Source organism: Streptomyces sp. NPDC024698, assembly GCF_055559015.1.
This window is the reverse complement of record NZ_JBVHLK010000019.1, coordinates 37,708-50,761: the sequence shown is the minus strand read 5'-3', so window position 1 is coordinate 50,761 and position 13,054 is coordinate 37,708. Positions and strand designations below refer to the sequence as shown.

The following is a 13,054-nucleotide window of genomic DNA, read 5'->3' as shown; positions in this document are numbered from 1 at the left end:
CCCGTTGATACGCGTGTGTCTCCCGGGGTGTTCAACTGCCATTGCAAATCGCGGGAGTTGGTCTCGCCAAAGACATCGATTGCGGAGACAACCGGGGCATTTCACTCGCGGGGCGGGCTGCGACGGGGATCGGGGCACGGCCTCGGTGTCCGCGCATCCCGGCCGGCCGACGGCCACGACCGCCGCACCACTCCCCCGGCGGGCACGGACCGCGACCACCCGGGGACACTCCGTCGACAAGTGAGGGCGGAATCCCGGGTTCGGGGAATCTGCACAGCCCGTGCTCACCGGGGTCACCTCGGACCGGGGATCTGCACAGTCGCGCGCCCCCCGCGCGCCGATCGGGCGGGCCCGCCCCCTTCGGCGCGCACGTGGCAAGGGTTCGGGTGAACCGATGCCGCGCAGCATGTGAAGAAGTGGCCGCAGAGGCGTGTGCGCCCCTGCACGCTTCCCCGCTCATGGAGCACAAATGCGCAGGTGAGAGCCCTGGTTGAGTGGAAGGGCGCGCTGCGGCCGTGCTTTGATCCGTGGCATCGCACAGGTCGCGGCACCGTTCCCGGGAACGAGCGCCGCGCCCCGCGGTGGCGGCCGTTTTCTGTCCCCCAGAGGGGGCCGCTCTCCCCCCTTGTGACTATCCATATGAAGGGAAGTTCCATCATGAACTCCACCCCCCGTGTCGAGACCGCCGAGATCTCCGACGCCGACCTCGACAACGTCTCCGGTGGCCTTTCGCTGAACGCGGTCGGCACCGTCACCGGCCTGGTGGACGGCGTTGCCCCGGTCTCCGGCGTCCTGGGCACGGCCATCGGCACCGTCGAGGGTGTGACCGGCCTGAACACCGCCCCGGTCACCGGCCTGGTCGCCGGTCTCTGATCGCGTTTCACGCCGCCGAGAGTCCCGGAGCCGCCCCACAGGTTCCGGGACTCTCGGGTGCCGTGAGCCTCTCGAACAGGTGAGAAGCATCCCGTGCAGTTCCGCCAGCAGGCCCTCGCCCGACTGCGGTCGCCCGAAGAGCTCGACCTCCCGGTCCGCTTCGCCCGCCCGCAGGGCCGGCTCGTCCTCGCCGTGACCGTTCTCGCCGTGGCCGCCGCCTCCGTGTGGGCCGTGACGGGCACCGTCGCGTCCACCGTCGACGCGCCCGCCGTCCTCACCCACGCCGAGGGCAGCTACATCCTCCAGAGCCCGGTCGCCGGGCAGGTCACCGCGGTCCTCACGAAGGAGGGCGAACGGCTTCCCGCGAACGCGCCCGTACTGAAGGTGCGTACCGCGCAGGGGGAGACGTCCGTCGTCCGCACGGTCGCCGCGGGCCGTGTCACCGCCCTGGCCGCCACCATCGGCGCGATCATCTCGACCGGCGCCGACGTGGCCGCCGTGGAGAAGGTCGCCCACGCCGACGACCCCCTGTACGCGACGGTGTACGTCTCCGCGGGGAGCGCCGCGGGCATACCCGCCGGCGCCGCCGTCGACCTCGCCGTGCAGTCCGTGCCGGCCCAGCGGTACGGAGTGCTGCGCGGCCATGTGAAGGCGGTGGGCCGCGTCGTGCAGACCCGGCAGCAGATAGCCGCGTACCTGGGAGACGCCCAACTGGGCGAGCAGTTCAGCCGGAAGGGCAGGCCGGTCGCCGTCCTCGTCCGGCTCGACCGGTCCTCCACCACGCCGAGTGGACTGACGTGGTCCTCCGCGGACGGGCCGCCCTACGCACCGGCCTCCATGACCTCGGCCACCGCCTCCATCCGCCTCGCCGGCCAGCGCCCCGTCGACTGGCTCCTGCCGTGAGCCCCGCGCCGGAGACCCGCGGCCGACGCCGCGCCGCCACGCCGGCCCGGCGGGGCGTGCCCAGGACCCGGGTCAGGAGCGTGCGTACGCCCACCGTCCTCCAGATGGAGGCCGTGGAGTGCGGTGCCGCGTCCCTCGCGATGGTGCTCGGCCACCACGGCCGGCACGTCCCGCTCGAAGAGCTGCGCATCGCGTGCGGTGTCTCGCGGGACGGTTCGCGCGCGAGCAACCTGCTGAAAGCGGCGCGGAGTTACGGTCTGACCGCCAAGGGCATGCAGATGGACACGGCCGCGCTCGCCGAGGTGCGGGGGCCCGCGATCCTGTTCTGGGAGTTCAACCACTATGTCGTGTACGACGGCATGGGGCGCCGCTTCGGACGCCGGGGCGTGTACGTCAACGACCCCGGCAAGGGCCGCCGTTTCGTACCCATGGAGGACTTCGACACCAGCTTCACCGGAGTCGTCCTGGTCATGGAGCCGGGAGCCGAATTCCGCAGGGGAGGCCGCAGACCCGGGGTACTGGGCGCCATGCCGGCCCGGCTGCGCGGCACTTCGGGCACGATGCCCGTCGCCGTGCTGGCGAGTCTGCTGCTGGTCGCGGTCGGCGCGGCCGTACCCGCGCTGAGCCGCACGTTCATCGACCAGTATCTGATCGGCGGTCAGAGCTCGCTGCTCGGCGTGCTGTTCGCGTCCATGGGCGCCTCCGTGCTGCTGACGGTGGTGCTGACCTGGCTCCAGCAGGCGAATCTCCTGCGCGGCCGCATCATCTCCTCGACGCTCTCCAGCGCCCGGTTCCTGCGGCATCTGCTGCGGCTGCCGGTCACCTTCTTCTCCCAGCGCAGCCCGGCCGACCTCGTGCAACGACTCCAGTCCAACGACGCGGTGGCCGAGACCCTGGCGCGCGACCTGGCCGCAGCGGGCGTGGACGCGGTCGTCGTCGTCCTGTACGCCGTGCTGCTCTACACCTACGACCCGCAGCTGACGGCCGTCGGCATCGGTGTCGCGCTGCTCAACGTGGTGGCGATGCGCGTGGTGATCCGGCTGCGCGCCACCCGCACGGCCAAGCTGCGCGCCGACACCGCCCGGCTGACCAACACCGCCTACACCGGGCTCCAGTTGATCGAGACGATGAAGGCCACCGGCGGCGAGGACGGCTACTTCCGCAAGTGGGCGGGCCAGCACGCCACCACATTGGAGGAGCAGCAGCGCCTCGGTGTGCCGAGCGCCTGGCTGGGCGTGGTCGCCCCGACCCTGGCGATGCTCAACAGCGCGCTGATCCTGTGGATCGGCGGTCTGCGGGCGGTCGAGGGACAGGTCTCGGTGGGGCTGCTGGTCGCCTTCCAGGCCCTGGTGACCCGCTTCACCGCGCCGGTGACCCGGCTCAACGGCGTGGCCGGCCGCATCCAGGACTTCGCGGCCGACGTGGCGCGGCTCAGGGACGTGGAGAACTTCCGCGCCGACCCGCTCTACGCGCGCTCGGGCACGGGCGAGTCGACCCGGCGGCTGCGGGGCCATGTCGAACTGGAGAACATCACGTTCGGCTACAGCCCGCTCGACGAGCCGCTGCTGTCCGGGTTCTCGCTGACGGTCGGCCCGGGGCAGCAGGTCGCCCTCGTCGGCGGTTCGGGCAGCGGCAAGTCGACGGTGTCCCGGCTCATCTCGGGCCTGTACACCCCGTGGGAGGGCACGATCCGTATCGACGACCGCCGGCTGGAGGACATACCGCGCGGTGCGCTCGCCTCCTCCGTGTCGTTCGTGGACCAGGACGTGTTCCTCTTCGAGGGCACGGTCCGCGACAACGTGGCGCTGTGGGATCCCTCGATCCCCGACGACGCGGTGACCGCCGCGCTCCAGGACGCCGCGCTGTACGACGTCGTCGCGCGCCGCCCCGGCGGGATCCACAGCCGCGTCGAGCAGGACGGCCGGAACTTCTCCGGCGGTCAGCGGCAACGTCTGGAGATCGCGCGGGCGTTGGTGCGCAGGCCCAGCATCCTGGTGCTCGACGAGGTCACCAGCGCCCTGGACGCGGAGACGGAACAGACCGTCATGGACAACCTGCGCCGGCGCGGCTGCGCCTGTGTGGTGATCGCCCACCGGCTCAGCACCGTGCGGGACAGCGACGAGATCGTCGTGCTCGAACACGGCCGGATCGTGGAACGCGGGCGGCACGAGGCACTGGTGGCGGCCGGCGGCCCGTACGCCGGTCTGGTCAGGGAGCGTTGAGATGACGACGGTTCACGAAGGAGTCCACGAACAGGACTCGGTGCTCGGCGCGCTCGGCGGCATGGGCACCCCGGTCGGCGGCGCGGGTCTCGGCCGCCTGGATCTGGAGGGCCCGCAGGTCCTGTGGCTGGTGATCGCGGGCGCCATGGACCTGTTCGCGGTCGACGCGGCCCGGCAGGGCCACTGGCACCACCTCGGCCGCCTCGAAGCAGGTTCCCTGCTCCTCGGCCCGGTGACGGGTCCTCAGCACACGCTGGTGGGAAGGCCGTTGCGCGGCTGCGAGCTGCGCCGGATCGGCTTGCGCGAGCTGCACCAGCCGGCGGCGGACACCGCGACCTGGTCGTACGACGCCTACGGCAACCCGCAGTCGGTGCCGCCGGTGTCGAGCCCGCTGGAGCACGCCCTCGCGCTCGGCGTCGGACGCGGCCTGTCCGTCCTCTTCCAGGCGCCCACGGCCACGCAGAACGCCGCCGCGCCCACCGACGAGGACGTGTTCTGGATGCAGGTCCCGCCCAGGAGCGTGCAGTACGGCTCGCTGTACGGGGCCGAGGCGGCGGCCGATCTGCTGATGGACTCCGGTGTCTGGCAGGGCATGGTCGACCAGCAGCACCGGCTGCTGTCCATGCTCGACCGATGGATCGAGGAGCTGGAGGCCGGCCACGAGGACCGTGCGGCGGCGGGCATCGAGGCCGGTGAGGCCGTCCGCGCCCAGGCCGACCGCACCCTGCTCGCCTCGATCGGGAGAACCGCGCCCAAGCGCCCGACCGCGGCGGACACGGACGCCACCTACGCGGCCTGCGAACTGGTCGCCCGGGCGGCCGGGGTCACGCTCGCGGAACGGGCGGGCGGCGGCACGGAGAGCGAGCGGCTCGACCCCGTCGAACGGATCGCGATCGCCTCACGGCTGCGCACCCGTGCCGTGCGGCTGGACGGACGCTGGTGGCGGGACGACATCGGTCCGTTGGTCGGCAGCCGGGCGGTGTCCGGCGCGCCGGTGGCGCTCCTGTGGCGGCGGGGCGGCTATGTCGCCGTACAGCCGTCGTCCGGGCGGGAGACACCGGTGGAGAAGGCCAACGCCCCGGAGTTCGAGCCGCGCGCCGTGATGTTCTACCGCCCGCTGCCCGAACGCAGGCTGAGCCCGCTGAGGCTGCTGCGGTTCTGTCTCACGGGCACGGGCGGGGATCTGCGGAACCTCGCGATCAGCTCTCTGGTGACCGTGGCGATCGGGGCCCTGGTGCCGGTCGCGACCGGCCGGGTGCTCGGCAGTTACGTCCCGCGGGCCGAGCAGGGACTGATCACGCAGGTCTGTCTCGCGCTCATCGTCACCAGCGTGGTGTCGGCGGCGTTCATGCTGCTCCAGAACCTCACCCTGCTGCGGATGGAGGGCCGGATCGAGGCGAGTCTCCAACCGGCGGTGTGGGACCGCCTGTTGAGGCTCCCCACCTCGTTCTTCGCCGCCCGTTCGACCGGTGAGCTCGCGAGCGCCGCGATGGGCGTGAGCGCGATCCGCAGGCTGCTCGCGGGGGTCGGCCCCACGCTCGCGCAGGCGGGCACGGTCGGCGCGATGAACCTGGGTCTGCTGTTCTGGTACAGCGCGCCCATGGCGCTGGCCGCGATCGGCATGCTCGTCGTCGTCGCGGCCGTGTTCCTGGGGCTCGGCCTGTGGCAGGTGCGCGGGCAGCGCCGCCTGGTGGTGCTGGGCAACAAGCTGAACAACCAGGCCTTCCAGACCTTGCGCGGGCTGCCCAAGCTGCGGGTCGCGGCGGCCGAGAACTACGCGTACGCGGCCTGGGCGGGCGGATTCGCCCGCAGCCGTGAACTCCAGCAGCAGGTCGGCCGCGTCAAGAACCTGACGACGGTGATGGGTTCGGTGTATCTGCCGCTGTGCTCCCTGCTGATGTTCATGCTGCTGGCGGGTCCGGCGCGCGGATCGCTGTCGGCGGCGGATTTCCTCACCTTCAACACGTCGATGACGATGCTGCTGACGTCGGTCGCCCAGATCACCGGGGCACTCGTGTCCGCGGTGGCCGCGCTGCCGATGTTCGAGGAGATCAGGCCGGTGCTCGACGCGACGCCCGAGGTGCGCGGGGCGAGTACGCGTCCCGGTGTGCTGTCCGGCGGGATCGAGGCACGGCGGCTGTCGTTCCGCTACGCCGACGACGGTCCGCTCGTCCTCGACGACGTGTCGTTCTCCGTCCGGCCGGGCGAGTTCGTGGCGGTCGTGGGCCCGAGCGGCTGCGGCAAGTCCACCCTGCTGCGGCTGCTGATCGGCTTCGACCGGCCGGTGTCGGGCAGTGTGCTGTACGACGGCCAGGATCTGGCGGCGCTCGACCAGTCCGCCGTACGGCGCCAGTGCGGTGTGGTGCTCCAGCACGCGCAGCCCTTCACGGGCTCGGTCCTCGACTGCATCTGCGGCACCGAGGCGTACACGCCGGAGGAGGCGATGGAGGCGGCCGAGATGGCGGGCCTGGCCGAGGACATCAGGCGGATGCCGATGGGGCTGCACACGCTCGTCGCGGGCAGCGGCGCCATCTCGGGCGGCCAGCGTCAACGCCTCATGATCGCGCAGGCGTTGATACGACGGCCGCGCATCCTCTACTTCGACGAGGCGACCAGCGCCCTGGACAACGCGACGCAGCGCACGGTGATCGAGAGCACCAAGGCGCTGAACGCCACCCGGGTGGTGATCGCGCACCGGCTGTCGACGGTGCTGGACGCGGACCGCGTCATCGTGATGGAGAACGGCCGGGTCGCTCAACAGGGCTCACCCGCGGAGCTGCTGGCGGACACGGGCGGCCGGCTGCACGAGCTGGTGCGGCGGCAGCTGGCCTGAGCTCCCACGGTCCAGGGACGCCGATGGGACGGACGTCACACCCGGACGACTAGCGAAACGTTGCCGTTTCGCTCGGCGGGGCCTAAGGTCGGGATGTCGATGTGTACGAAACCGTTTCGTTTACGTACATGTAACGAGCGACTTCCCTGGAGTGCCTCTCCCATGTCCCAGACCCTGACCAAAGGCACCGGCGCCGGTGCGGCGGACCCCGCGTCCGCCGCCGCGTCGAAGCGCCGGTGGTGGATCCTCTCGATCATCGGCATCGCCCAGCTGATGGTGGTCCTCGACGCCACCATCGTGAACATCGCCCTGCCCTCCGCCCAGGCGGACCTCGGTTTCTCCGACGGCAGCCGGCAGTGGATCGTCACCGCGTACTCCCTCGCCTTCGCCTCCCTGCTGCTGCTCGGCGGGCGGATCGCCGACCTCTTCGGCCGCAAGCCCGCCTTCCTGGTCGGTGTCGCCGGATTCGCCGGTGCCTCCGTGCTGGGCGGCGCCTCGACCGGATTCGGGATGCTGGTCACCGCGCGCGCCCTGCAAGGCGTGTTCGGCGCCCTCCTCGCACCGGCCGCCCTCTCACTGCTGAACACGACGTTCACCGACGCCAAGGAGCGCGCCAAGGCGTTCAGCGTGTACGGCGCCATCGCCGGCGCCGGTGGCGCGGTGGGCCTGCTGCTCGGCGGCCTGCTGACCGACGCGCTCGACTGGCGCTGGACCCTGTTCGTCAACCTCGTCTTCGCCGTCGTCGCCTTCGCGGGCGGCTGGGTCCTGCTGAGCGGTCATCGTGACGCCGCGGACTCCAAGCTCGACCTGCCGGGCACCCTACTGGTCTCCACCGGCCTCTTCTCCCTGGTCTACGGCTTCTCCAACGCCGAGACCCACGACTGGAGCTCCCCTCTCACCTGGGGCTTCCTCGCCGCGGGCGGCATCCTGCTGGCCGCGTTCACCTGGTGGCAGACTCGGGCCGCGCACCCGCTGCTGCCGATGCGCGTCCTGCTCGACCGCAACCGCGCCGCCTCGTTCCTCGCGGTCCTGATCACCGGCGCGGGCATGTTCGGCGTCTTCCTCTTCCTGACCTACTACCTTCAGCTGAACCTCGGCTTCAGCCCCACCAGGACCGGTGTGGCCTTCTTGCCGATGATGGCGACGCTGATGGTCATGGCGCAGGTCTCCACCACCGTCCTGGTGCCCCGGATCGGCCCGAAGGCCGTCATCCCCGCGGGCTTCGCGGTCGCCGCGCTCGGGATGGCCTGGCTGACCGGCATCGGCGTCGGCTCGTCCTTCTCGACCGACGTGCTGCCGCAGCTGCTCCTGATCGGCGCCGGGCTCGGCATGGTGATGCCGCCCGCCATGTCGCTGGCCACCAGCGGTATCGCCCCCGAGGACGCGGGCGTCGCCTCGGCGACCGTCAACACCATGCAGCAGGTGGGCGGTTCGATCGGCACGGCGCTGCTGAACACCCTCGCCGCCGGCGCGGCGAGCAGCTACCTCGTCGGCAAGGACGCGACGGACAAGCTGGTCCAGGCCCGGTCGACGATCGAGAGCTACACCACCGCCTTCTGGTGGTCGGCCGGCTTCTTCGCCGCGGGAGCGCTCATCGCGTTGGTCCTCTACCGCCGCGGCAAGCCGGTCCAGGACCCGGACGCCGCACCGGTCGTCCACATGTGAGCGGGTCCTGACCCGATCACCGGTGCCACGGCAGGCGGCGTTCGCCCCGTCGCGGCACCGGTCAGGCCGAGGGGCCGCCGTCCGCAGGGAGACGGCGGCCCCTCACCCCTGTGCGGTGAGCGGCCGCGGCGGGACCCCGCTCGCCTCCTGGACCGTCTCGTCCCGTGCCCGGGCGGGCCGGTACACGACCAGGGCCCGGTACTCCTTCTCCAGCCTCAACCCGGCGGCGCCGGGGCGCGGTTCACCGTCGAACGCGGGGACGTCCGCGCCGAGGATCCCCTCCAGCTCCACCCAGGGGACCCGCTCGGCCTCGTAGACCCGCGTGTGTTCCAGGGTCCCGAGGAGCGCGGCGGCGACGGCACGGGTACGGGCGAGGGCGCGGCCGGCGTCGACCAGGCGCACATCGAGCAGATCGTCGTCCAGACGCGGCCGGAAGGCGGGGGCGAGCCCCTCCGGCACGAACTGCCCGTTGCCCGCGAGGAGCAGCCACACGCTGCGGGGCCGGCCGTTGACGGTCAGCTCGACCGGCCGGGCGGCGCGGAGCACCCGGACCAGGGCGGCGGCCACCGCCGGAGCGCCTGCCCAGCGCCGCTCAAGCCGCTCCCGCAGCCGGGCGAGTTCGGGGTACGGGCCGAGGCTGAACTCGTTGAGGAACCAGGTGTCCTCCCCCGTGCCCGCACGGGCCACGCCGATGTCCACCGAGACCGCCTCGCCGCGGGCGACCGCGACGGAGGCGCCCTCGAAGTCGTGCACACCCACGTCCCGCGCGAAGCGGTCGTCGGTGCCGCCGGGGAACACGGCCAGCGCGAGCCCCCGTCGGGCCGCCTCGCGGGCCGCGGCGCCGAGACGGGCGTCGCCCCCGCAGACCCCGAGGGCGCCACCCGTCTCGACGGCCCGGTCGGCCGCCACGGCGAGCAGCTCCGCGAAGTCGTCGTCGGGGCCGCGCTCGATCACCTCGGCCTCGGGCAGCAGGGAACGCAGCCGCCGGGCGTGCAGCGCGGCCCCGGGCGCTCCGGCACCCGCCGGAGCGTCGACGACGAGGACAAGCCCCCTGCCGAGCGGCAGCGCGGGTGCCCTCGCGGCGGGCCGCTCCCGCTCCGGTACGACGGGGCGCGGCGGCCACCAGCGGCAGGTGAGGGCGGCCGCGCCCGCGCCGACGGCCACCCCCACGAGGACGTCTCCCGGGTAGTGGACCCCCACGTAGACACGGGAGAAGGCGACGGCGGCGGCCACGGGCGCGATCAGGACGCCGTAGCGCGTGGACTCCAGGGCGACGGCGGTGGCGAAGGCCGCGGCGGAGGCGGAGTGCCCCGAGGGGAAGGAGGTGGTGTGCGGCTGTCGGGACAGGCGCCGGATCGTGGGGACGCCTTCCAGCAGCGGGCGGGGGCGGCGGGCGCTCCACTTCACCAGCGTGTTGACGGTGAACGAGGCCAGCGCGAGCGAGCCGAGACCGCGCAGCGCCGCCCGGCGCCCGGCCGGGCCTCCGGCGAGGCCCAGCCCGGCGGCCGCGCCGAGCCACAGGCGGCCGTGGTCGGCCGCGTGGCTGAGCCGCAGCAGCGCCGGATCGGCTCCGGGCACCCGTGCGGAGGCCACCCGTGTGAACAGCCGCTGGTCCCAGTCGAGGAGTGCACCCATGCTCCACCGCTACTCCATCTCGGCCGCGCCGGCATCCCGGGCGACCCGGAACGGTGACGGGCCTGGGCCGTGCGGCGCACGGAAACCCCCGGCGTGGTAGTGCGCGAACGCCGCCGGACCGGAAAGTCCGGCCGGCCGCGGCCGCGCCCTCGGGGTGATGCCCCGGCCGGCCGCGCCGGCACCTCGGCGGTGATGCCGTACCGGCTTCGGGCGGCCGCGCGGACGCGGACATGCCGAGGGCCGGTCGACGGCCCCACTCCGTCTGACCGGCCCTCGGTGCGAAATCACATGACGCTTCGTGACGGGTCCCGCACTCCCCAGCTACGGCTCCCGGTCCATGTTCACGACGGCCACGCGATCCCGGTCTCTCAGAACGCGAAGACCGTCATCCCGTAGGAGGTCTTCACGCACTCGTTGGAGAAGGTGTGCTCGTACGAGACGCGCTTGCCCTGCCAGACGCCTTCCACGGTGACGACCACCGGGTCGTACAGCCTGGTACAGAAGACACCGTTTCTGGGCGTCAGCGCGTCGAGGTCACCCTTGACCGCGCGGAGTTCGGCGCAGGCGTCGGGTGCGGCCGGATGGGTCCCGGAGGCCGTAGGGGCGCAGTTGAGGGTGACGGCGCGCTCCGGAGTCGCGACGGCGGCACTCTGGCCGTGGCCCGTGGTGAGCACCAGGGCGGAGGGGGCGTAGAGCCCGGACGGGGCCGCGTGGGCCGACCCGACAAGGGGGCCGCAGACTGCGGTGGCCGTCAGGGTGAGAGTCGCTGCCCAACGCGCGGTGTTCGGCATTGTGTGCATCCTTCCGCTCGATCGAAATGCGATACCGGCTCGGTCGGTGCCGGTTCGGCGAGCGCGAGTCTGCCGAGTCCGCACAGGAAACACACATCGACCCCCCACGTTTCGGTAACTTTGAGTATTGAATCAGTGGCGTGAAGTCACAGAATTCGATCGGGTGAGGCCTGTAACTGAGCGCCCGACGACAACTGCGGACAGCCACCTGGCCGGAATGACACGGCTCAGCAATAGGCCTGAAACATTCCGCTTGAACCGGCATGCCGCCTCGACTTCCGCTCTCGGCGGACTTCCCCGGCACCCCTTGCGCCGCGATCGCGGGCGAGTAATGGTAATTACATGATTACATCGGAGCAACGCGAGAAGCTGCGCGGCTGGTTCGCCGGCCGCCTGCCCGACGATCTCTTCGAGAGCCTGACGGAGGTGCGGGCCGACCGCGAGGAGATCACCGTCGTCGGCCGCATCCCCGAACCGAAGCTCGCCGAGGGCGCCTCGGACGCCGAGAAGGAGGCGGCGCTCCAGGCCCGTGTCCAGGAGTTCCGCGAGCGCACCCGCGAGGACCGCATGGAGGTCGCGCGCGAGGCGGAGCACCGTTTCGGCAAGAAGGTCTCCTGGGGCGTGGAGTGCGGCACCGAGCGCGCCCTGTTCACCCATGTCGCCGCGCCCGTCATGACCCGGCTGCGCCAGCCCGAGCGCGAGGTCCTCGACACGCTCGTCGCGGCCGGGGTCGCCCGCAGCCGCAGCGACGCCCTGGCCTGGTGCGTCCGTCTCGTGCAGCGGCACACCGACGACTGGCTCGGCGAACTGCGCGCATCGCTGGAGCAGGTGCAGCGGGTCCGTTCACAGGGCCCGGACACGGAATCGCCGGAAGCTCCCGGCGACGAGGAGTGACCCGGCCGGCCCGCGGACCGCGGTCGCTCAGTCGCGGACCGTGCGGGCGATGTCCAGGGTGAGCCGGTGCCAGGGGTCGCGGGGGTCCCGGCCCGTCAGCTCCAGGACGCGGCGCAGGCGGTAGCGCACGGACTGAGGGTGAAGGTGCAGGGCCCGCGCGGCGGCGTTCGCCGAGCCCGAGTCGATGTACGCCGTGAGGGCGTCCAGCAGATGCCCCTGCGCGGTTTCGGTGAGCGGCCCGAGCACCAGCCGCGCGATGTGGCCCGGCGTGGCGGCCGGGCGCCCGGCGAGCAGGGCGAGGATCTGCGCGTCGGCGTCGGTGAGCAACCGCCCGGAGCGATGGGCGTGCGCCGGGGCGGTGTCGAGCGCGTCGGCCGCGAGCCGGTGGGCGAGGGCGATCCGGTCCGGGCTCTCGACGGTGACGACGCAGCCGCGCCAGCACCGTTCGCCGAGGACCGCCGCCCCGCGCGCCGACGCCGCGAGCGGCAGCAGCAGGACGGCCCGCGAGCCCCGTACCGTCGCCAGGGACGTCACCTCGCCCCCGGGGGGTGCCAGCGCGTCGAGCAGGTCCGTCGCCGTGCCGTGCGCGGGATCGGGCCGGTCCGCGGCGGCCGGCTCGGCCACCAGCAGACAGCAGGGATCGGGCAGTTGGATGCCCAGCCGCGCGGAGCGGTCGGTCAGCGCGCCCACCGAGGCGTGCCGCCCGGCGATCAGGTCGTCGAGCAGCAGTCGCAGCGCCCGGTTCCGGTCACCGGCCAGATCCTCGCGGGTGGCGGCGTACGCCGTGGCCATCTCCTCGGAGAGGGTGTCGAGGCTGACCAGGAGCATGCGGGCGAGCGCGAAGGCGTCGGCGGCGCCGAGGCGGGGCGCGCGGGCGGCGACCTCGTCCGTGAGGACGGTGCCCGCGACCCGGTAGGCGCGCAGCACCGCCCGCACCGGGCGTCCGTCCGCCGCGCGGGCCGAGGCGATGCCCCGGAAGCGCCGCAGATCGGCCGGGCCCAGCGTGCCGTCGGTGGCCCACAGGTGGAGCAGCCGCTCCAGGCCCCAGGCCGCGATGGCCCGTACCTCGGGCAGCCGGCTGTCGTCGAGCGCCGCGTACACCGGGACCTGTTCGTGGACCGCCGCGACGATCGCCTCCACGACGCGCGGGTCGGCGACCATTTCCTGCCGGATGCGCTCCCGGATCCCGGACGGCTTGTTTGTCACACCGTGATGATCCCAGCCGCACGTTGTGCGCA

General features: G+C 72.7%; 9 protein-coding genes. 6 read left to right on the top strand and 3 right to left on the bottom strand.

Annotation, left to right across the window (positions count from 1 at the left end; translation table 11 throughout):
• Positions 1-657: 657 nt before the first annotated feature.
• The 5 genes from ACZ4AA_RS30380 to ACZ4AA_RS30360 all read left to right on the top strand — a co-directional run bounded on the left by ACZ4AA_RS30380 (position 658) and on the right by ACZ4AA_RS30360 (position 8,496).
• Positions 658-873 carry a type A2 lantipeptide gene (locus ACZ4AA_RS30380; RefSeq protein WP_467609802.1) on the top strand — a complete coding sequence of 72 codons (216 nt, stop codon included), beginning with the start codon at positions 658-660 and terminating at the stop codon, positions 871-873.
• Positions 874-966: 93 nt separating this feature from the next.
• Positions 967-1,776 (top strand): hypothetical protein, encoded by an 810-nt coding sequence (locus ACZ4AA_RS30375; RefSeq protein WP_467609800.1) that lies wholly within the window; start codon positions 967-969, stop codon positions 1,774-1,776.
• Positions 1,773-3,998: an NHLP family bacteriocin export ABC transporter peptidase/permease/ATPase subunit gene (locus ACZ4AA_RS30370; protein WP_467609798.1), complete on the top strand. Its 2,226-nt coding sequence runs from the start codon at positions 1,773-1,775 to the stop codon at positions 3,996-3,998. The genes ACZ4AA_RS30375 and ACZ4AA_RS30370 overlap by 4 nt, the downstream gene beginning before the upstream one ends.
• 1 nt (position 3,999) lies before the next feature.
• A complete protein-coding gene (locus tag ACZ4AA_RS30365) occupies positions 4,000-6,831 on the top strand; it encodes an NHLP bacteriocin export ABC transporter permease/ATPase subunit (RefSeq protein WP_467609796.1) in 2,832 nt (943 codons plus the stop codon).
• 162 nt (positions 6,832-6,993) lie between these two features.
• Positions 6,994-8,496, top strand: coding sequence for an MFS transporter (locus ACZ4AA_RS30360; RefSeq protein ID WP_467609794.1), 1,503 nt, complete (start codon positions 6,994-6,996; stop codon positions 8,494-8,496).
• Between the two features lie 102 nt (positions 8,497-8,598).
• Here the strand turns inward: ACZ4AA_RS30360 and ACZ4AA_RS30355 are convergent, their stop codons facing one another.
• The gene (locus tag ACZ4AA_RS30355) at positions 8,599-10,131 is read right to left on the bottom strand and encodes a bifunctional phosphatase PAP2/diacylglycerol kinase family protein (RefSeq protein ID WP_467609792.1); all 1,533 of its coding nucleotides are present in this window, start codon (positions 10,129-10,131) and stop codon (positions 8,599-8,601) included.
• Between the two features lie 368 nt (positions 10,132-10,499).
• On the bottom strand, positions 10,500-10,922 hold the full coding sequence (locus tag ACZ4AA_RS30350) for a subtilase-type protease inhibitor (RefSeq protein WP_467609790.1): 423 nt from the start codon (positions 10,920-10,922) through the stop codon (positions 10,500-10,502).
• 342 nt (positions 10,923-11,264) lie between these two features.
• Between ACZ4AA_RS30350 and ACZ4AA_RS30345 the strand changes: the two genes are divergently transcribed.
• Positions 11,265-11,816 carry a hypothetical protein gene (locus ACZ4AA_RS30345; protein ID WP_467609788.1) on the top strand — a complete coding sequence of 184 codons (552 nt, stop codon included), beginning with the start codon at positions 11,265-11,267 and terminating at the stop codon, positions 11,814-11,816.
• Between the two features lie 27 nt (positions 11,817-11,843).
• Here ACZ4AA_RS30345 and ACZ4AA_RS30340 read toward each other — a convergent pair whose 3' ends face one another.
• Positions 11,844-13,022, bottom strand: coding sequence for a PucR family transcriptional regulator (locus tag ACZ4AA_RS30340; RefSeq protein ID WP_467609786.1), 1,179 nt, complete (start codon positions 13,020-13,022; stop codon positions 11,844-11,846).
• Between the last annotated feature and the right edge of the window lie 32 nt (positions 13,023-13,054).